The following is an 18,361-nucleotide window of genomic DNA, read 5'->3' as shown; positions in this document are numbered from 1 at the left end:
CCCCCCTCTGTCCTGCCGGACATCTCCCCCACAAGGGAGGAGATCGGGGTGCGGCAAGGTCGCGGCAAATTGGATCGTGGCGGATCGGGTGAGGGGCGCGCGCCGAGCCGATCTCCCCCCGTGTGGGGGAGATGCCCGGCAGGGCAGAGGGGGGTGATCCCACCCTCAGCCTGACCCCATCACCCTTTACCCCCGCAAGCCCCATCTCAGTACGGCGCCTCGCACGGTCCCATGCCGACATAGACCGTCTTCAGCTCGGAATAATGCTCCAGCGCCGCCAGCGAATTCTCGCGACCGAAGCCGGATTGCTTGGAGCCGCCGAAGGGGATCTCGACCGGGCAGAGATTGTAGGTGTTGATCCACAGCGTGCCGGCGTCGAGCTGGTCGATCACGCGGTGGGCCCGGGTGATGTCGGCGGTGAAGACGCCGGCGGAAAGGCCGAATTCGGTGGCGTTGGCGCGCGCGATGACCTCTTCTTCCGTCTCGAAATCGAGCACGCACATCACGGGTCCGAAGATCTCTTCCCGCGCGATGGTCATCCCGTCGGTCACGTCGGCGAACACGGTCGGCTGGATGTAGAAGCCGTCGCCCGCGACATCATTGGGGATTGCGCCGCCGGTGACGAGCGTTGCGCCTTCCGCCTTGCCGGTCTCGATATAACCGAGCACCTTGTCGCGCTGCGCCTTCGAGACCATGGGGCCGAGCTGCGTCGCCTCGTCCATGGGATCGCCGATGGCGATGGCTTCGGTACGCGCCTTGAGACGTGACAGGAAGGTCTCCTTGACGGCCTTGTGCACGAAGACGCGCGTGCCGTTCGAGCAGACCTGGCCGGTGGAGTAGAAATTGCCGAGCATGGCGCCGGAGATCGCGCCGTCGATATCGGCATCGTCGAAGACGACGATCGGCGACTTGCCGCCAAGCTCCATCGTCACGTGCTTCAGGTGGCCGGCAGCGGCGGCCGCCACCTTGCGGCCCGTCGGCACGGAGCCGGTGAGCGAGACCTTGGCGACATCGGGGTGGTTGACGAGCAGCGGGCCGGTCTCCCGGTCGCCCTGGATGACGTTGTAGAGCCCCTTCGGCGCCCCGGCCTCGATCAGGATCTCGGCGATCTTCAGCGCCCCGAGCGGCGTCATTTCGGACGGCTTGAAGACCATGGCATTGCCGGCGGCCAGCGCCGGTGCGCCCTTCCAGCAGGCGATCTGCTGCGGATAGTTCCAGGCGCCGATGCCGACGCACACGCCGAGCGGCACGCGCTTGGTATAGGCAAAATCACCGCCGAGCGGGATGTAGCTGCCGTTCATGCCGGCCGCGATCACGCCGCCGAAGAATTCGAAACTGTCGGCGCCAGACGTCGGGTCGGCGACGATGGTCTCCTGGATCGGCTTGCCGGTGTCGAGCGTTTCGAGTTCGGAAAGCTCGCGGTTGCGCGCCCGCATGATCTCGGCCGCCTTCTTCAGCACGCGCCCGCGGGCGGTGGGGCTCAGTGCCGCCCATTCCTTCTGCGCGCGTTTCGCCGAGGCGATCGCCTTCTCCACGATGGCGGGCGTCGCGGCATGGAGTTTCGCGATCACTTCGCCCGTGGCGGGGTAGACGCTCTCGAAGGGTGCGCCGGCCGTGTCTTCCACATAGGCGCCGTCGATGAAGTGCGAGGCTTTGGGTTGGGCTTTCATGGTCTCATTCTCCCCGCGGGTAGCGTTTGCTGTCCTCGAGATTGTCGAGGTTCATGTGGTTGCGCATGTAGCGTTCGGAGGCCTTCTGCAGCGGCTGGTGGTCCCAGGGATAATAGGCGCCGTTGCGCAGCGCCTCGTAGACCACCCAGCGCCGCGCCTGGCTCTCGCGCACGGCCGCGTCGAAGGCGGCCATGTCCCAGCGCGCCTCGCGCATCTGTCTGAAGGTTTCGAGCGTCGCGCGGATGACAGGATCGGTGGTTTCAGCTAGATTCGTCAGTTCGCGCGGGTCTGCCTCAAGATCGTAGAGCTGTTCCGGGTCGAGGTCGCAGTGGATGTATTTCCACTTGCCCTCGCGGATGCCGACCAGCGGTGCATAGGAGGCTTCCGCCGCATATTCCATCAGCACCGGCGTGGTGCGCGGCGCGCCGTTGATCACCGGCAGCAGGCTTTCGCCGTCCGTCCATGGCATCACGGCTTCCATGGAAATGCCGACGAGATCGCACAGCGTCGGCGTCACGTCGAGATTGGAGGTCGGCGCCAGATGCAGGCCGGGCGTCACGCCGGGGCCGGCGACCATCAGCGGCACGCGCGCCGAGCCCTCGAAGAAGTTCATCTTGAACCACAGGCCCCGCTCGCCCAGCATGTCGCCATGGTCGGAGCAAAAGAGGATCAGCGTGTCCTCGAGCATGCGCGTGCGGGTTAGCACGTCGATGAGCGAGCCCACCTTCTCGTCGAGATAGGAGATGTTGGCGAAATAGGCCTGCCGCGAGCGGCGCACGTTCTCGTCGGTGATGTCGAAGGAAGCGTAGTCGCAGGATTTCAGGATACGCTCGGAGTGCGGATCCTGTTCCGCGAGCATGCCGACCTCCGGCATCAGATGCGGGCAGTCCTCATAGAGGTCCCAGAACTTCTTCCGGGCCACATAGGGATCGTGCGGATGGGTGAAGGAGACGGTGACGCACCAGGGTCGGCGCTCCGCATCGTCGTTCTCGCGGGCGAGATGGTAGAGCTTCTGCTCGGCGAGGAAGGCGACTTCGTCGTCATATTCCATCTGGTTGGTGATCTCGGCCACGCCCGCGCCCGTCACCGAGCCCATATTGTGATACCACCAGTCGATCCGCTCGCCGGGCTTGCGATAATCCGGCGTCCAGCCGAAATCGGCGGGATAGATGTCGGTCGTCAAGCGTTCCTCGAAACCGTGCAACTGGTCCGGCCCGACGAAATGCATCTTGCCCGACAGCGCCGTGTAGTAGCCGGCCCGGCGCAGGTGGTGGGCGAAGGTCGGGATGGAGGAGACATATTCGGCGGCATTGTCATAGACGCGTGTGCGGCTCGGCAACTGCCCGGCCATGAAGGAGGCGCGGGCCGGCGCGCAGAGCGGCGAGGAGGTGTAGTTGTTGCGGAACCGCGCCGAGCGGGCCGCCAGCGCCTTCATGTGCGGCGCGTGCAGGAAGTCGGCCGGACCATCGGGAAAGAAGGTCCCGTTCAACTGGTCCACCATGATGATGAGAATGTTGGGGCGACCCGTCTTTGGCTCGGTCATGCCTGTGTCTCCTGAGAGGTGTGCCGGGCCTGCCGCTGGGCAAGCTCGGCGCTGACGTAATCCTCGACGAGGGCCTGGGAGGCCGCGATGCTGATCGGCGCCGATTTCAGACCTTGCCGCAGATAAAGCCCGTCGATCAGCGCAGCCACGCCCTCGGCGATCCGGGCTGCGTCATCGGTGCCGGCGAGATGTTTCAGGCTGGCGACGAGGTTCGAGCGCAGCCGCCGCGCATAGGTGAAGAGCAGGCGCCGTACGGCGTCCGAACGCTGCGCTTCCGAGTAGAAGGCGAGCCAGGCTGCCACCGTCTCCGGTGCGAACTGGTGTGCCTGGAAATTGACGCGGATAATGGCGGAGACCCGCGCCCGCGGCGTTTGCGCTGCCGTCAGTGCCGCCACCGCATCCGCGCGCAACTGGCGCAGCAGCGAGCGGATCGTCTCGATCAGCAACTGTTCCTTCGAGCCGAAATAATGATGCGCCAGCGCTGGCGAGACCCCGGCATGGCGGGCGATTTCCGCCATCGGCACCGCCAGCGAACCGTTCTCGCCGATTGCCCGCAGGGCAGCATCGACAAGCGCCTTGCGGCGCAGCGGCTCCATTCCGACCTTGGGCACGCAGTCTCTCCCGGCTGAGGGCCGCACCTTGCGGCGATGGCCCATGACAGACGTCAGATTATTTTTAATTGATCAATCAATCAACAAAAATCTGAGCCCCATACCCTGCATCGATGGGGGTGTTTCCGAGGCTTTTCGGGATGGTTTCCAAAACCTTGACGAAAAAATGTAAGATATTGGGAAGACTGCACTTTCATGAAACTGTCATGTTCGGAAAAGATTTTGTTGAGCTTGCACGCCGTATCAAGACGACAGTCGCCAATGCCCGGAGTGAAAGATGTCGGCAATCAGCGAAATGAAAGTGCAGGCACGCACCGTCGGTGACGAGCAGATCGTCTCGCTGGCACGGCTCGCCCTTGATTCGGCCTTCCAGCCCATCGTCGAGACCTGCACCGGCGGGGTGTTCGGGTATGAGGCGCTGATGCGCGGTTTTGATCGGCTGGGCTTTGACAGTCCGATCGCCCTTCTGGACCGCGCCGCCGCCGTTCAGCAATTGCTGCCGCTGGAGGTCATGATTTCCAGCCGCGCGATCGCCAAGTTCGCCGCGCTGCCATCCTTCGAAACCCGCACGCTCTTCATCAATTTCGACCCGCGCCTCGTCGTCTCCGGCTCCTGGCTGATCGAGGAGTTGCTGCGCTATCTCGATCGCGCCCGCATCCCGGCCTCCTCGATCTGCTTCGAGATTTCCGAACGTGTCGATACATCGCTGATCCCCGAGCTGAAAGCCGTCGTGCACATGATGCAACTGGCCGGTTTCAAGATCGCCATCGATGATTTCGGCGCCGGCTGCAACGGGCTGCGGGCGCTGTGCGACTACAACGTCGATTACGTGAAGATCGACCGGCATTTCATCGCGGGCATCGACCAGAGCCCGCGCCGCCGCCAGATCGTCAAGCATACGCTGGCCATGGCCCATGTTCTGGGCATTCGCGTCGTCGCCGAAGGCGTGGAGACAGAGGCCGAATTCATGACCTGCCGCGATCTCGGCTGCGATCTCGTCCAGGGATATTACATCGCCCGGCCGGTCACGGGCCGCGATCAGTTGCAAACCGTCTATCCGCATGTGGAGCGCGCCGGTCTGCGGCGCCTTGCCTCCGGCACGCTCGACAGCATGCTGATCCGCCGCCAGATCGAACATGTCGAACCCGTTTCCGAAAATGCCGACCTCGAAACCGTCTTCGACTATTTCCGCGCCAACCCCAGCCGCCGCTTTTTTCCCGTCGTCAATGCCAGCGGCGAGCCGCGCGGCATCCTCAGCGAGCAGCGGTTGAAGGCGCTGAGCTACCACCCCTTCGGCCGCGACCTGATGAAGAACAAGGTCTATCAGCGCGGAATCTCGCACTATGTGTCGAAGGCGCCGATCGTCGATATCCGCATGCCGGCCGAGCAGATGCTGGCCATGTTTGCCGACATCGACGGCGCCGAATGCGTGCTGCTCACCGAAAACATGCGCTATGCCGGCATCCTCTCGGCATCCTCGCTGCTCAAGATCATCAACGAGAAGCAGTTGCAGATGGCGCAGGACCAGAACCCGCTGACGGGCCTGCCGGGCAACCGCGCCATCCGGGACTATCTCGAGGATGTCGCCCTCGACGGTGATGGTGACCGCTTCCTCTGCTACTGCGACTTCGACAACTTCAAGCCCTTCAACGATGCCTATGGCTTCCAGTCCGGTGACCTCGCCATCACGCTGTTCGCCGGCTTCATGAAGCGTCACTTCGTGGGGGAAGATGTCTTCCTCGGCCATATCGGCGGCGACGATTTCTTCATCGGCCTCAAGGGCGTGCCGCGCGCGAGCGCCTTGGCGGCGCTCCGGCACCTGTTGGCGGATTTCCGTAGCGAGGTGCGGCAGTTCTACAGCGCCGAGGATCGGGCGCGCGGCATGATCGAAGGCCATGACCGCCAGGGTGCGAGCCGTCATTTTCCGCTGATGCGCTGCTCGGTTGCCGTTCTCGCCATTGCCGAAGGCGCGCTGGTGCCGGACGTCAACCTCATCAGCAACCGCATCGCCGTTTTGAAGGCGCAGGCCAAGGACAGCGAAAGCGGCATGGCCGTCGATCAGTTCGTATAGCCACGCTCCGTCCATTTGCGTGGCATGCCCCTGATTGTCGGGGGCGGTGTTCGACACGTCGGTGTGCGCGGCCTATAACCTGCGAATCAATGCCGGAGGAGAACCCCATGACGCCATTGCCCACATCCATGCGCCATATCGCTTTTGATGCGCCCGGCGAACCGGATGTCATGCATGTGGTGGAAGGGCCGGTGCCGCAGCCCGGACGCGGCGAAATCCTCATTCGGGTGCGCGCCGCCGGCGTCAATCGTCCCGACGTCTTCCAGCGGCAGGGCAGCTATCCGCCGCCGCCGGGCGCCAGCCCCATCCTGGGTCTCGAAGTCGCCGGTGAGGTCGCGGCCCTTGGCTCCGACGTCAAGGACGTGGCGATCGGCGAGAAGGTGACGGCGCTCGCCAATGGCGGGGGCTATGCCGAATATGCCGTCGTGCCCGTCGGCCAGGCCCTGCGCTTTCCGAGCCGTTACGGCGCCGTCGAGGCCGCCGCCCTGCCGGAAACCTTCTTCACCGTCTGGGCCAACGTCTTCGACATGGCCGGTCTGAAGTCGGGCGAGACGCTGCTTGTCCACGGCGGCACCAGCGGCATCGGCACGACGGCGATCCAGCTGGCACGGGCGCTTGGCGCCCGCGTTCTGGCCACCGCCGGCAGCGCCGACAAGTGCGCAGCCTGCGAGCGCCTCGGCGCCGTGCGCGCCATCAACTACCGCACCGAGGACTTCAAGGCCGTGGCGCTGGAGGTCACCGGCGGGCGGGGCGTGGACGTCATCCTCGACATGGTCGGAGGCCCGTATTTCGAGCGCAACATCGGCACGCTCGCCAGGGATGGCCGCCTCTCCATCATCGCCTTCCTCGGCGGCGACCGCGTCGAGAGCGCCGCCCTGACGCCGATCATGGTCAAGCGCCTGCGCGTCTTCGGCTCCACCATGCGCCCGCGCACCGGCGACGAAAAACGCGCCATCCGCGATCAGCTGGCCCGTACCGCCTGGCCGCTGCTGTCCAATGGCACCATCGCGCCGCTTATCCACGCCACCTTCCCGCTGGAACAGGCCACTGAAGCCCACCGCCTGATGGAAAGCAGCGACCATATTGGAAAGATCGTGCTGACCGTCGGGTAAGGCATGGGATGGTGGCCGCAAGAATATTCGGGCCGCCCGTCTTGTAATTGTCATGAAACGGCGTACCTTCTTCTCATCGTCAACGAATTGAGAGGAGGTGATCCAATGTCGAGTGAGATTTCGGTTCTCGTGAACGGCTTGGAAGGGGTGAACATGTCGGGGCAGTCCCTGGCCTGACCACACCTCCTGCGGGCGCCCGCCAAGGCTGGCGTCCGGGTCTGATCGAGACCAAAGCTCATGGGGGGTCGCCACGGTGCGGCCCCTTTTGCTTGTGCGGGGTGTGGTTTCCATTGCCGGTCGCTGCCGCCGCTCTCACCTCCCGTGCAGGTGAGGGATAAGGCAAAGGGCACGCCCTTTTTCCATCGTCATCCCGGCCGCCGAGCCGGGACCCAGCCAGCCCAAGTCCTTGGGCTGAAAAGACGTCTTCGACAAGCAAACGCACGTCGGCTGGATTGCGGGCAGGGCCGCAATGACGGAAAAACGGGCCACTCCCGCGTTCTATTGCACGTCCAGAATCCGCGCGCTCGCAGCCACCCCCTGACACCCCTCAAATCCCGATCCGCCCGATGCCGGGAAGCTTGAGGGCAGGGCGCATGACATCAATGCCGGCGACGAGACCGAGCACATGCACCTCGAAGCCGGAACGCACCCCGGCCGACAGGCCGATCAGCCCGTTCAGCGTCAGATGCATGTCGCGCCCGTCCGCATCGACGGAGAAGAGCTTTCCGTCCGGCAGGTAATCGCGCCCGACCGCATCCGGCGGCAGCACCACGCCGAGTTCGGGCACTTCGCGCAGCACATGCGCGACGAAGGTGTTGGAATTCGGCCCCGGCCAGATGCGATAGCCGCCGGGCTTGGCATAGGGATAGCTGGCAATCGCCGCCTCCACCTTCGGGATCAGCCGCGCCGCGCCGGGGCCGGTCATGGCGAGCACCGTGCGGGGCGCGTTCGAATACCAGCGGCCATCGGGCGCGTAGCCGTTGCGGCGGATGGGATTGCCCCAGCCGACCTTGTCGTAGCGATTGTAGCCGGCCGCGCCCTCATCCTTCGTCACGATCCAGGCGTGGCTCGCCACCGCTCCTTTGAAGCCGCCGGTCGCTGCGGAAAAGACGTAGATTGCCGCCGGTCGGCTGTCTTCGGCGGCGGGCAGGATGCCGGCCGAACTCCAGTCCGCCTCCCGCCAGCTGCCGGGCCGCTCGCGAACCGTCCAGTAGGCGGCCGAGCCGAGAACCGGGAGAAGGTAGATGACGGCAAAGGCAAGGGCGAGGCGGCGGATGAAGCGCATGAAGGTCCTTCCGGATCGGCGAAAAATCCGCTCCCGCCAAAGGGCGGCGCGGCAGTGCGTCCATCTTTTCCAGCCGTGTGCGGCCAATTTGCGACTGAGGCCCGTCCTGCCAATTTCCCGCCGGCCTCTTGCCCCGCCCGGCGCCGCGCGGCATGACAGGCAACCACAAACAGATACGTGAAATGGGTGCAGCATGGACAATCCGGTTCTGGTCGAAGTGACGCGCGGCGCGCTGGTGGAAAGCCGGCATCGCGGCATGGTCGTGGCGGTCGATGGCGACGGCAACACGGTGTTCTCGCTCGGCGATGTCGATCAGCCAGTCTTTCCGCGCTCCGCCTGCAAGGCCATGCAGGCCCTGCCACTGATGGAAACGGGCGCCGCCGACGCCTACGGTTTCGGCAGCCGGGAACTGGCGCTTGCCTGCTCCTCCCACAATGGCGAGCCGGAACACGCGGCCCTTGCCGAAGCGATGCTGAAGGCCGCCGGCCTCGACGCGGCGGCGCTCGAATGCGGCGCCCACTGGTCCTTCGACCAGAAGAGCCTGATCGGCCAGGCCCGCGCGCTGGAAAAGCCCTCGGCGCTTCACAACAACTGCTCGGGCAAACATGCCGGCTTCGTCTGTGCCGTCTGCCACGACGGCGGCACGGTCGAGGGCTATGTCGGCTATGACCACCCGCTGCAGAAGGAGATCCGGGGCACGATGGAAAGCCTGACCGGCGCCGTGCTCGCGCACGACAATTGCGGTACCGACGGCTGCTCCATCCCGACCTATGCCGTGCCGCTGAAGGGCCTCGCCCACGGCTTTGCGAAAATGGCGACCGGCACCGGCCTCGGCCCGGAGCGCGCCAAAGCCGCCCGCCGCCTGATCGACGCCTGCATGGCCGAGCCCTTTTACGTCGCCGGCACAAAGCGCGCCTGCACCGCCCTCATGCAGGCCGCCCCCGGCCGCATCTTTGCCAAGACCGGCGCCGAAGGCGTCTTCGTTGCCGTCATCCCGGAACAGGGCATCGCCATTGCGCTGAAATGCGAGGACGGCGCCACCCGTGCCGCCGAATCCATGGTCGCCGCCACGCTCGCCCGCTTCTTCGCGGGTGATGCCGAGGTTCAGGCCAGGCTCGCCGCCATGGCCAGCTACGAGATGCGCAACTGGAACGGCATGCCTGTCGGCGACGTGAGGGTGACGGCAGCGCTCGCCTGAGCCGCTAACACCGTTACGCCCGGATGACCGCCGCACCCGCCTCGCGGTAGGGCGCCATCCGCGCTTCCGGCATATCCGCCGCCACGATCAGCCCCGCCACGGCATCCAGCCCCAGCACCCCGGCTGGCGAGACCTTGTCGAGCTTGTCGGCCGTCAGCGTCACATAGGTCTCGGCCGATCGCCCCGCGATGAAGCGTTTGACGGCGGCTTCCTCCACGTCGCCGGTCGACAGCCCGTGCTGGGGGTGGGCGGCGGTGACGCCGAGCAGAAAGAGCTCGGGGGAGATAAGGCCGATCGACGCGATCGCGGCGGCGCCGACGGCCACCATCGAATGCTTGTAGATCTTGCCCCCGCATAGGATCACCTCGGCCGTCGGGTGGTCTTCCAGCGCCGCCGCGATGGTCGGGCTGTGGGTCGCCACGGTAAAGGCGAAGCTGCGGGGCAACAGGCGGGCAACGAGCGCATGGGTGCTGCCCCCATCCAGAAACACCATCTGTCCGGGCTGAACGAGCGCGGCCGCAGCGGCGGCCAGCGCGGTCTTCTCGTCGGTCGCGATGGCGTTTCGGGCCGCAAGGTCCGGCAGATCAGGCGCCACGGGCAGGGCGCCGCCATGCACCCGCTTCAAGAGGCCCTCTGCCGCGAGTTCCCGCAGATCGCGGCGGATCGTGTCTTCGGACAGATCCAGCATCTCGGCCACGCGCTTGGCGATGACCTGCCCCTCGCGGTTGAGGGTGTCCAGAATGAAGGCTTTGCGGTGCGTGGTCAGCATGGTCTCTGCATGAGATTGAACGATAATTCATGGTATCGCACGAAATGACTCGACATTCAAGAAATTTCCGGCATTTTCACGCTGCCTCGTGCAAGGACGGGGTGAACGAAGGAGATGAAACGATGTTGATCCTGATTGCAGGCCCTTACCGCTCGGGCACCGGCGATGATCCCGTCAAAATGGCGGAAAACCTGAAGCGGCTGGAGGCGCCGTCCTATGCGCTCTTCAAGGCAGGACATGTGCCGATGATCGGCGAATGGGTCGCGCTGCCGGTGTGGCACGCGGCCGGTGGCCAATCGGTCGGCGACGATCTCTATGAGGAGATTTTCCACCCCGTCGCCGGCCGGCTTCTCGCTTTGTGCGACGGCGTGCTGCGCCTGCCGGGTGCTTCCAAGGGCGCCGACAACGATGTGCGCATTGCCACAGAACGCGGCATTCCCGTCTGGTACGCGCTCGAAGACGTGCCGGGATACGTGGGCTGATCGGCGCCCCTTCGCAAAACGGCCATCCGCGCGGTATAGCTTTCGCGGATACGGCCTGACAGAGCGGCCCGAACGGAGGAAACCCATCCATGTTGACGCTGTACTACGCCAAGGGCACCTGTTCGCTGGCTTCCCACATCGCGCTGGAGGAGGCGGGGCTTGACTATCGCGCCGAGCGCGTCGATCTGGCGGCCAAGGCGCAGCAGACGCCGGAATATCTCGCGATCAACCCCAAGGGCCGCGTGCCGGCACTGGCGACGGACAAGGGCGTGCTGACCGAGACGCCCGCCATCCTCAGCTATATCGCGGCGCTGGCGCCGGAAGCGGGGCTGGGGCTGGCGGATGATGCGTTTGCCCATGCGCGGCTGCAATCCTTCATGGCCTACATGAATTCCACCGTGCATCCGGCCCATGCCCACCGCCTGCGCGGCAGCCGCTGGACGGATGATCCCGCCGCCATCGAAGCGTTGAAGGTCAAGGTGCCTCAGAACATGCGCGACGGTTTTGCCCTTATCCAGAACGAGATCTTCGAAGGCCCCTTCGTGTTCGGCGAGACCTATACGGTGGCTGACCCCTATCTCTTTACCGTCGCCGGCTGGCTGGAGGGGGATGGCGTCGACATCGCCGAGTTCCCCGCTATCAACGCCCATCGGCAGCGCATGGCCGAACGGCCGGCCGTGCAGCGTGTGCTGCAGGCGATCGGCTAGGCGCACCATCGCCCGTCGCCGGGGGCAGCGGAAGATCGCCGAGGGCGCGCGCGTCCATGCTCTGAAGGGCGGGATGCGCGAGCGGATCGTGCCGCCAGGCGAAACGGTTGCCGTCGTCGCAAGCCGCTGGCCGCCCCTGCAGATGCCGGCGCAGGGCTGTCAGCACGACGGTCGAAGCAATCCAGATTTTCTTGATCATGACGGCCTCCTTGCGTCGGCGACACCAGCGTCCTGCCGGCTTTCACTGAAAGAAGAATGCGCTTTTCAGGATGAGGCGGCAATTGAGATTGCCTCGTATGCAGTATAGAAAATCTGCATGAAGGCTTTGAACCGCATCCATCTCAACGGCCTGCGCGCCGTCGAAAGCGTCCACCGCCTCGGCTCCCTGCAGGCGGCCGCTAGCGAGCTTGGCGTCACCGTCGGCGCTGTCAGCCAGCAGGTGATCCGCACCGAGGCGCAGCTTGGCCGGCCGCTGTTTTCCCGCACGGCAAAGGGGCTGGTGCCGCTTTCCGATGCCGCCCCGGTCTTTGCCGCACTGGCCGCCGGGTTCGAGTCGCTGAACCGCGGCGTTATCCTGGCCGAGCCGGCGGATGACACGCGCCTGACGGTCTCCGTGGCGCCGGTCTTTGCCGCCCGCTGGCTGGTGCCGCGCCTCGACAGTCTCGCTGCCCGCCATCCGGAGATCACGCTGCGCATCGATGCCACAACGGCCCTTCTCGATCTCGACACGTCCGACGTCGACATCGGCATCCGCGTCGGGCGCGGCGACTGGCCGGGCGTTGTCAGCGAGTTGCTGCTGCCCCAGAAGGTCTTCCCGGTCTGCGCGCCCGCGCTCGCCACCGGCATGCGCACGCCGGCCGACCTTCTGTCCCTGCCGGTTCTGATCGATGGTCAGGCAATGTTCTCCTGGGATGTGTGGCTGAAGGCCGCCGGGCTTCAGGCCGGCTGCATCCGGCCGCGTCACGTCTTCAACGAGGCCTCGCTGTGTCTCGATGCGGCGATTGCCGGGCAGGGCGTCTTCCTCGGCTGGCAGACGCTGGCCGCCGATGCGCTCGCCGCCGGCCGCCTCGTCGTGCCGGTCCCGATCGCCGCGGCGACCGGCTTCGGCCACTTCTTCGTGCGCGCCCCCGGCCGGCGCGAAACCCGCACCGTCAGGGCCTTCAAGATCTGGCTGCGCGACGCGCTGGCAGAAAGCCTGACAGCGCTGCCGCTGGGGTAGGTCCACCGTCCCCTCAACCGTTATCCCAATTCCGCTTTCCGCCGGGCCATCATCTCCTGAAAGGCGGGGCGGGACTGGCAGCGGGACAGCCAGTCCTTCAGGGCCGGCGCGCCATCCATGAGCGCGGTGCGGCGCTGGGCGTAGCGCAGCACCTCGGCAAGGTTAAGGTCGGCGACCGTGAAGCGTTCGCCGACGAGATAGGGGTGATCGACGAGGTGCCGGTCGATCACGCCAATCGCAGGGCCAAGCCCGGCTTCGGCCGTCTCGATGATGGCCTTGCCCGCCTCGCTGTCCGCCTCTCCCCGGTCATAGACCATCACGATCTGAACGCTGTGGGGCTCCACGGCGGTGGCGGCAAACAGCGTCCAGTTCATGACCTGCGCCTCTTCGATGAGGTCAGCTGGCGCGAGCGGCCCGCCATGCTTGCGCGCGAGATAGAGCGGGATCGCCAGCGATTCCGTCATCAGAAGATCGCCGTCGAGCAGCGCCGGGATCTGCCCCATCGGGTTGATGGCGAGATAGGCGGGCGAGCGGGTGTTGAGCGGCGTCTCCGCTGCCTCCGGCGCCTCTCCGGCCGGCAGCCGCCGCGCCTGGATCACCGGCACGCTCTCGAAGACAATGTCGAGTTCCAGCGCCATCCAGTAGGCGCGCGAGGCACGGGAGGCGTAGACGCCGTAAAGGGTGGTCATGAGTGTTATCCTCTCTTCGGGTTCACGGCAGAAGGTAGAGCGCAAGCCTCGCGGGACAAAGCGCTCGCCGGTCCTGATGCCCATGAAAAAGCATGAAAAAGCGTGATGGATCGGCGCGGGTGGAGATCAGCCCCGCCGGTTCCCCGTCACCGTCAGCATGGAAAAGCCGTCCGCGCCGTCGATCAGGTCACCTGTCACCGCCTCGTTCCAGCGGTAGCCGCGAATGGCGGCTTCGCGGCACGCAAGGATGTTGCTGGCGATCAGCGCCGCGCCGGCCCCTTCGACGACTGAGACAGCCACGGCGGTTCCGGCCTCCCGCACCACGTTGCCGGTGACGGTCAGGTTACGCTGGAAGGGGCCCCAGCCGAGCATGATGCCCCATTTCGGCGCGCCCTCGATCACATTGCCGGTGATCGCCGTATCGGCTTCGGCCGCAATGCCGATGCCGAAGCCGGCGCCTTCGTGGCGATAGGGCCCGCGTGTCGTCAGGTTGCGGACGATGTTGCCCGAAACGGTCGCGATCCGGCCGCCTTCGTCGAGGTTGACGACGAGGATGCCGTTGGCGGCGCCGTCCACCTGGTTGTCGGAGATCACGGCGGCGACGAAGGAAAATTCGCTGTAGATCGCCGTTTCGCCGCTGTCGAGGCACTGGTTGGCGGTGATGATGACGCCCGAGCCGCCATTCGAGCGGATGGCGGAAAAGGCCGAGCCGCTGACATGGTTGCCCGTCACCACCACGCCGTGGGCCTGATAGACATTGATGCCGTTGCCGTTCTGCCCCGTGCCGCCATCGGTTGCGCCCGTGCGTTCCACCCGGTTGCCGCTGATCAGCGTGCCATCCTCGCCGGGCGCGAAACGATGCACGAGGATGCCGCCATTGCCACAGTCGCTGACCGTGTTGCCGATGATCGAAAGCCCCTTGCTGTCGACGGCGTAGAGCCCGGCGCCGGCGGCCCGGGTCAGCGTGTTGGCCTCGATCCGCCCGCCGCAGCCTTCGAGCGACAGCCCATGCCCGGCTCCGCCATCGATAAGGCAGTCGCGCATCGTGACGGCGCCGATCTCGGCCATGCGCACGACGCCGGGTCTTGCCGCGTCTGCGGGCGCGAGCACGGCGAGGCCGGACAGCGTGATGCGCGCGGCCCCTTGTGCGAGAAGGGCAGGGCCCTCGCCCGTCGCAAGAAGGCGGCTTGCCGCTCCGGCGCCGGTCAGCACGGTGCCATCCGGCAGGGCAAGGCGCCCCACACGGTAGTCGCCGGGCGGCAGGTAGACGGGATCGCCGCGCTGCGCTGCCGTCTCCAGCAGCGCCTGAAGGGCCGGGCCCTGGTCTTCGGAAGCAGCCGGCCGGATGCCGGCAGCCCCTGCATCCAGCGCGCCCCGAAGGCCGGGCACGGTTTGGGATCGGGCCACCTCAGCAAAGGCCGCCGCCACGGGCAGCGCGATCAGCACGCGAAACATCTGCCGGCGGGTCAGGCGTGGCGTATCATAAGCCGACATAGGCAAGGTTTTCCCGTTCTGGTTCAGTCAAGCGTAACACATTCCCGCTATACCGATCTTGAGCAACGGATGCAGAGACCGACGACACGCGATCGTCCCGGACCGGGACGCGAGCATAGGATGGCCGATGACAAACACCCCTGTAAAGCGTTTGCCGCCCCGCCGGCCGGCAACGGCTGCCACCGCTCCGGTGGTGGAGGGCAATGCGTCCGGACCGACCGTCGCCGCCCGTCAGCACCTGCTCGAAACCATGCTTGACCAGTTTCCCGACTATGTCTTCGCCAAGGACCGGCAAGGCCGCATTCTCTACGGCAACCGCGTCACCATCGAGGATGCGGGTTTTGACCACGCGGACGAGCTGATCGGCAAAACCGACATCGAACTCTACCCTGGCGAAATCTCCACCATGATCCATGCGCTGGAGCAGGACCTCATGGAGCGGGGCATCTCCAGCCTCGACAGCGAAGAGCCATCGATCTCCCATCATGGCGGGGCGCGCTGGCTGACCGTCTCGCGTGCGCCGCTGCGCGCGTCCGATGGCGAGGTCATCGGTCTCGTCGGCATCGCCCGCGACATCACCACGAGGAAGCGCGCCGAGCGGCAACTGATCGGCCAGGCCGCCCTCCTGGAGATGGTGGCCAAGGGCGGTTCGCTCGACACGCTGTTCCAGGCCCTCTTCGGCTTCTTCAAGGAATACCATCCACACGTCATTCCCTCTGTGCTTTTCATGGCGCCGGACGGGCAGCACCTGACGGTGGGGCCGGAAGCGGGGCTCCACCCCGACTATGTGCGCGCCATCGACGGGATCGAGATCGGCCCGGCCGTCGGCAGTTGCGGCACGGCGGCCTACACGGGCGAGCCGGTCTTCGTCGCCGATACGCTCACCGATCCGCTCTGGGAGCCGTTTCGCTTCGCGCCGCTGACCTACGGTTTCCGCGCCTGCTGGTCGATGCCGATGCGCTCGCACCATGGCGAGGTGCTGGGCACCTTCGCGCTCTATTCCCCGACGGCGGGCCTGCCGGACCGCAAGCAGATCGATCTCATCACCTTTGCCGCCAACCTCGCCGCCATCGCGATCATGCGCAAAAAGGCGGAGGAGAAGATCCGGCACATGGCCCTGCACGATCCGCTGACGGGCCTCGCCAACCGCCAGTATTTCGATGAACGCATCGGCGACATCATCGAAGCCGCCGCTGCCGGTGGCACCATGGTGGCCTGCGCCTTCCTCGACATCGACAATTTCAAGATGATCAACGACAGCCTCGGTCACAAGGCCGGGGACCAGTTGCTGCGCACGATCGCCAGCCGTGCCAAGGCGCGCGTCCATGCCAGCGATCTCGTCGTGCGGCTCGGCGGCGACGAGTTCATCATTCTCCTGTCCGACCTCGCGATGGATCCCGCCGCAGCCGCGGCCCGGCTGGAAGCGATCCGCGTTTCCATGTCGGCGCCGGTCACGCTGGATGGCCGCACCCTGCAGGTCACCTGCAGCATGGGCATGGCCTGCTATCCGCTGCACGGCCGCACCGCCGACGAACTGCTGGCCAATGCCGACGTCGCCATGTACCGCGCCAAGGACAATGGCCGCAACAATCTCCAGCTTTTCACGCAGGAGATCGACACTCGCACGCTGAGCCGCCTGTCGCGCCGCGAGGAACTGCGCGAAGCGCTGGCGACGAACCAGCTCTTCCTCGAATATCAGCCGCAGATCTGCCTCGAGAGCGGCGAGATCAAGGCCGCCGAAGCGCTGGTGCGCTGGCGCCATCCCGAGCACGGCATCGTGCCGCCCTCCGACTTCATTCCGCTTGCCGAAGAGGCGGGCCTGATCGGCGAACTGGGTGAATGGGTACTCATCGAAGCCTGCCGCCAGAACCGGGCCTGGCAGGCGGCGGGCCTGAAACCCATCACCATCGGGGTCAACGTCTCCGCCCCGCAATTTGCCGCTGCCGACTGGGTGCTCCGGGTCGCCGAGGTGCTGGGCGAAACGGGCCTCGATGCCCGATATCTCGAGCTGGAACTGACCGAAAGCCTCATCATGCAGGATGTGGCGCGCGCCATCGACACCATGTGCGCCCTGGAAGATCTCGGCGTCGGCCTCGCCATCGACGATTTCGGCACCGGCTATTCGAGCCTCGCCGCCCTCAAGCGTTTCCCGGTCGACCGGTTGAAGATCGACCGCTCCTTCATCGCGGACATTCCCGGTGATCGTGACGGCGAAGCCATCGCCTCGGCCATCGTCTCGCTCGCCCATGCGCTGGAGATCGACGTGATCGCGGAAGGGGTGGAAACGCAGGAGCAACTTGCCTTCCTGCGCGGTATCGGCTGCCAGCAGATCCAGGGCTACCTCGTCGGCCGTCCCATGGCCGCAGATGCGCTTGCCGCCCGTCTCGCCACCGCTCCTGCCGGTCGCTCGCCGGTCTGACGCCTCCGCCGTCATCACCCGGTTCGACAGGTTCGCAAAAGCGCGCCGTGCCACAGTTCGGCCGGATATGTGGAACAATTGCTGCATCTGCGCATTTTCGAACCGTGTCATTCTGGCCTTGGACAATCCTTGCGGCGCGCGCTGCTAAGGCAGGCGCCAGAAAGGCACATGAACCCAGAATCCGGAAAACGGGCGAGGCGCCGGCGATACGCCTCAGACCGTTGCCGGACCGGACCGCCTATTGGACCCAATGCTTTCATGACCCTGCCATCAGACACTTCGAGGCGGAATTTCCTTCGCCTCACCGGCCTTGCGGCCGCCTCCCTCGGCCTTGCCGGCTGCGTATCGACCACCACGGAGCGTTTCGTCTACGAGACCGCGCCGGTGTTCCGCGATCCCTACGGGCCGCCGCCCGGCTATCGCAGCGATCGCGGCGTGATCGAGGGCCGTGTCGGCGAAGACGTGGCTCTCGATACGGGACTGCCGCCGGCGACGTCGCAATATGCCGCCATCTACGGACCCGTTGTGGATGATGGCTTCCCGATCCCGGCCGTTCCCTACCAGCAGATCGATCCGCGCTTTTACCGGCAGGAAGTTGCCGATCCCTTCGGCGAGCGCCCGGGGACGATCATCGTCGATACCTCCAATCGCTTCCTCTACCTGATCCAGTCGGGCGGTAGCGCCATGCGCTACGGCGTCGGCATCGGGCGCGACGGCTTTGCCTGGTCGGGCCGCGGGGTCATTCAGTGGAAGCAGAAATGGCCGCGCTGGACACCGCCCGACAGCATGATCGCCCGCCAGCCGGAGCTTGCCAAATACTCCGCCGCCAATGGCGGCATGCAGCCCGGCCTTTCCAATCCGCTCGGCGCGCGCGCCCTCTATATCTTCCAGAACGGGCAGGATACGCTGTACCGCCTGCACGGGTCGCCGGAGTGGCGCTCCATCGGCAAGGCCGTCTCATCGGGTTGCGTGCGGCTGCTCAATCAGGATGTCATCGATCTCTACGATCGCGTCCGCGGCAAAGCGCCGATCCTCGTCATCTGACGGGGAGGGCGCCCTTGAGGCTTGGGGGCAATGCGCGCGCGCCCGACG

At 65.8% G+C, this 18,361-nt stretch carries 16 protein-coding genes; 9 read left to right on the top strand and 7 right to left on the bottom strand.

From position 1 onward, the window contains the following. Positions 1 to 206: 206 nt before the first annotated feature. The 3 genes from betB to betI are packed head-to-tail and all read right to left on the bottom strand — an operon-like array spanning position 207 to position 3,824. Positions 207 to 1,670, bottom strand: a complete 1,464-nt coding sequence (gene betB / locus F3H41_RS16530) for a betaine-aldehyde dehydrogenase (protein ID WP_149739783.1) — start codon at positions 1,668 to 1,670, stop codon at positions 207 to 209. A 4-nt stretch (positions 1,671 to 1,674) separates the two neighbouring features. Beyond that, on the bottom strand, positions 1,675 to 3,213 hold the full coding sequence (betC, locus tag F3H41_RS16525) for a choline-sulfatase (RefSeq protein WP_149739782.1): 1,539 nt from the start codon (positions 3,211 to 3,213) through the stop codon (positions 1,675 to 1,677). After that, positions 3,210 to 3,824, bottom strand: coding sequence for a transcriptional regulator BetI (gene betI / locus F3H41_RS16520; protein ID WP_149739781.1), 615 nt, complete (start codon positions 3,822 to 3,824; stop codon positions 3,210 to 3,212). Before betI ends, betC begins: the two co-directional genes overlap by 4 nt. Before the next feature lie 277 nt (positions 3,825 to 4,101). Between betI and F3H41_RS16515 the strand changes: the two genes are divergently transcribed. Together F3H41_RS16515 and F3H41_RS16510 are read left to right on the top strand one after the other, a co-directional pair. Then, positions 4,102 to 5,895 (top strand): EAL domain-containing protein, encoded by a 1,794-nt coding sequence (locus tag F3H41_RS16515; RefSeq protein ID WP_149739780.1) that lies wholly within the window; start codon positions 4,102 to 4,104, stop codon positions 5,893 to 5,895. A gap of 107 nt (positions 5,896 to 6,002) precedes the next feature. After that, entirely contained in the window at positions 6,003 to 7,007 is a 1,005-nt protein-coding gene (locus F3H41_RS16510; RefSeq protein WP_149739779.1) for an NAD(P)H-quinone oxidoreductase, read from the top strand. Between the two features lie 547 nt (positions 7,008 to 7,554). Here F3H41_RS16510 and F3H41_RS16505 read toward each other — a convergent pair. Beyond that, positions 7,555 to 8,292: a DUF3750 domain-containing protein gene (locus F3H41_RS16505; RefSeq protein WP_149739778.1), complete on the bottom strand. Its 738-nt coding sequence runs from the start codon at positions 8,290 to 8,292 to the stop codon at positions 7,555 to 7,557. Positions 8,293 to 8,485: 193 nt separating this feature from the next. Here F3H41_RS16505 and F3H41_RS16500 point away from each other — a divergent pair, with 193 nt between their 5' ends. Beyond that, positions 8,486 to 9,490 carry an asparaginase gene (locus F3H41_RS16500; RefSeq protein WP_149739777.1) on the top strand — a complete coding sequence of 335 codons (1,005 nt, stop codon included), beginning with the start codon at positions 8,486 to 8,488 and terminating at the stop codon, positions 9,488 to 9,490. Between the two features lie 13 nt (positions 9,491 to 9,503). On the opposite strand, the gene F3H41_RS16495 is transcribed toward F3H41_RS16500, so the two are convergent. Then, positions 9,504 to 10,259, bottom strand: a complete 756-nt coding sequence (locus tag F3H41_RS16495; protein WP_149739776.1) for a DeoR/GlpR family DNA-binding transcription regulator — start codon at positions 10,257 to 10,259, stop codon at positions 9,504 to 9,506. 122 nt (positions 10,260 to 10,381) lie between these two features. Here F3H41_RS16495 and F3H41_RS16490 point away from each other — a divergent pair, with 122 nt between their 5' ends. The 4 genes from F3H41_RS16490 (at position 10,382) to F3H41_RS16475 (ending at position 12,667) form a co-directional block, all read left to right on the top strand. Continuing rightward, on the top strand, positions 10,382 to 10,741 hold the full coding sequence (locus F3H41_RS16490; protein WP_149739775.1) for a DUF4406 domain-containing protein: 360 nt from the start codon (positions 10,382 to 10,384) through the stop codon (positions 10,739 to 10,741). Positions 10,742 to 10,830: 89 nt separating this feature from the next. Continuing rightward, positions 10,831 to 11,448, top strand: a complete 618-nt coding sequence (locus tag F3H41_RS16485; protein WP_149739774.1) for a glutathione S-transferase N-terminal domain-containing protein — start codon at positions 10,831 to 10,833, stop codon at positions 11,446 to 11,448. A gap of 73 nt (positions 11,449 to 11,521) precedes the next feature. Continuing rightward, entirely contained in the window at positions 11,522 to 11,755 is a 234-nt protein-coding gene (locus F3H41_RS21340) for a hypothetical protein (protein ID WP_188129506.1), read from the top strand. A gap of 9 nt (positions 11,756 to 11,764) precedes the next feature. Next, on the top strand, positions 11,765 to 12,667 hold the full coding sequence (locus F3H41_RS16475) for a LysR substrate-binding domain-containing protein (protein WP_149739772.1): 903 nt from the start codon (positions 11,765 to 11,767) through the stop codon (positions 12,665 to 12,667). Between the two features lie 20 nt (positions 12,668 to 12,687). Here the strand turns inward: F3H41_RS16475 and F3H41_RS16470 are convergent, their stop codons facing one another. Further along, positions 12,688 to 13,356 (bottom strand): glutathione S-transferase family protein, encoded by a 669-nt coding sequence (locus F3H41_RS16470; RefSeq protein WP_149739771.1) that lies wholly within the window; start codon positions 13,354 to 13,356, stop codon positions 12,688 to 12,690. A 126-nt stretch (positions 13,357 to 13,482) separates the two neighbouring features. Beyond that, positions 13,483 to 14,850 (bottom strand): TIGR03808 family TAT-translocated repetitive protein, encoded by a 1,368-nt coding sequence (locus F3H41_RS16465; RefSeq protein WP_149739770.1) that lies wholly within the window; start codon positions 14,848 to 14,850, stop codon positions 13,483 to 13,485. Positions 14,851 to 14,977: 127 nt separating this feature from the next. Here F3H41_RS16465 and F3H41_RS16460 point away from each other — a divergent pair, with 127 nt between their 5' ends. Both F3H41_RS16460 and F3H41_RS16455 read left to right on the top strand, forming a co-directional pair. Next, the gene (locus F3H41_RS16460) at positions 14,978 to 17,269 is read left to right on the top strand and encodes an EAL domain-containing protein (protein ID WP_149739769.1); all 2,292 of its coding nucleotides are present in this window, start codon (positions 14,978 to 14,980) and stop codon (positions 17,267 to 17,269) included. A 258-nt stretch (positions 17,270 to 17,527) separates the two neighbouring features. Then, positions 17,528 to 18,313 (top strand): L,D-transpeptidase family protein, encoded by a 786-nt coding sequence (locus F3H41_RS16455; RefSeq protein WP_149739768.1) that lies wholly within the window; start codon positions 17,528 to 17,530, stop codon positions 18,311 to 18,313. Positions 18,314 to 18,361: the final 48 nt, after the last annotated feature.

Origin of the sequence: Rhizobium sp. RU20A (assembly GCF_900155885.1) — a bacterium.
Classification (GTDB): Bacteria; Pseudomonadota; Alphaproteobacteria; order Rhizobiales; family Rhizobiaceae; genus RU20A.
The sequence above is the reverse complement of the archived record's forward strand: the minus strand, read 5'-3'. Positions and strand labels throughout refer to the sequence as shown.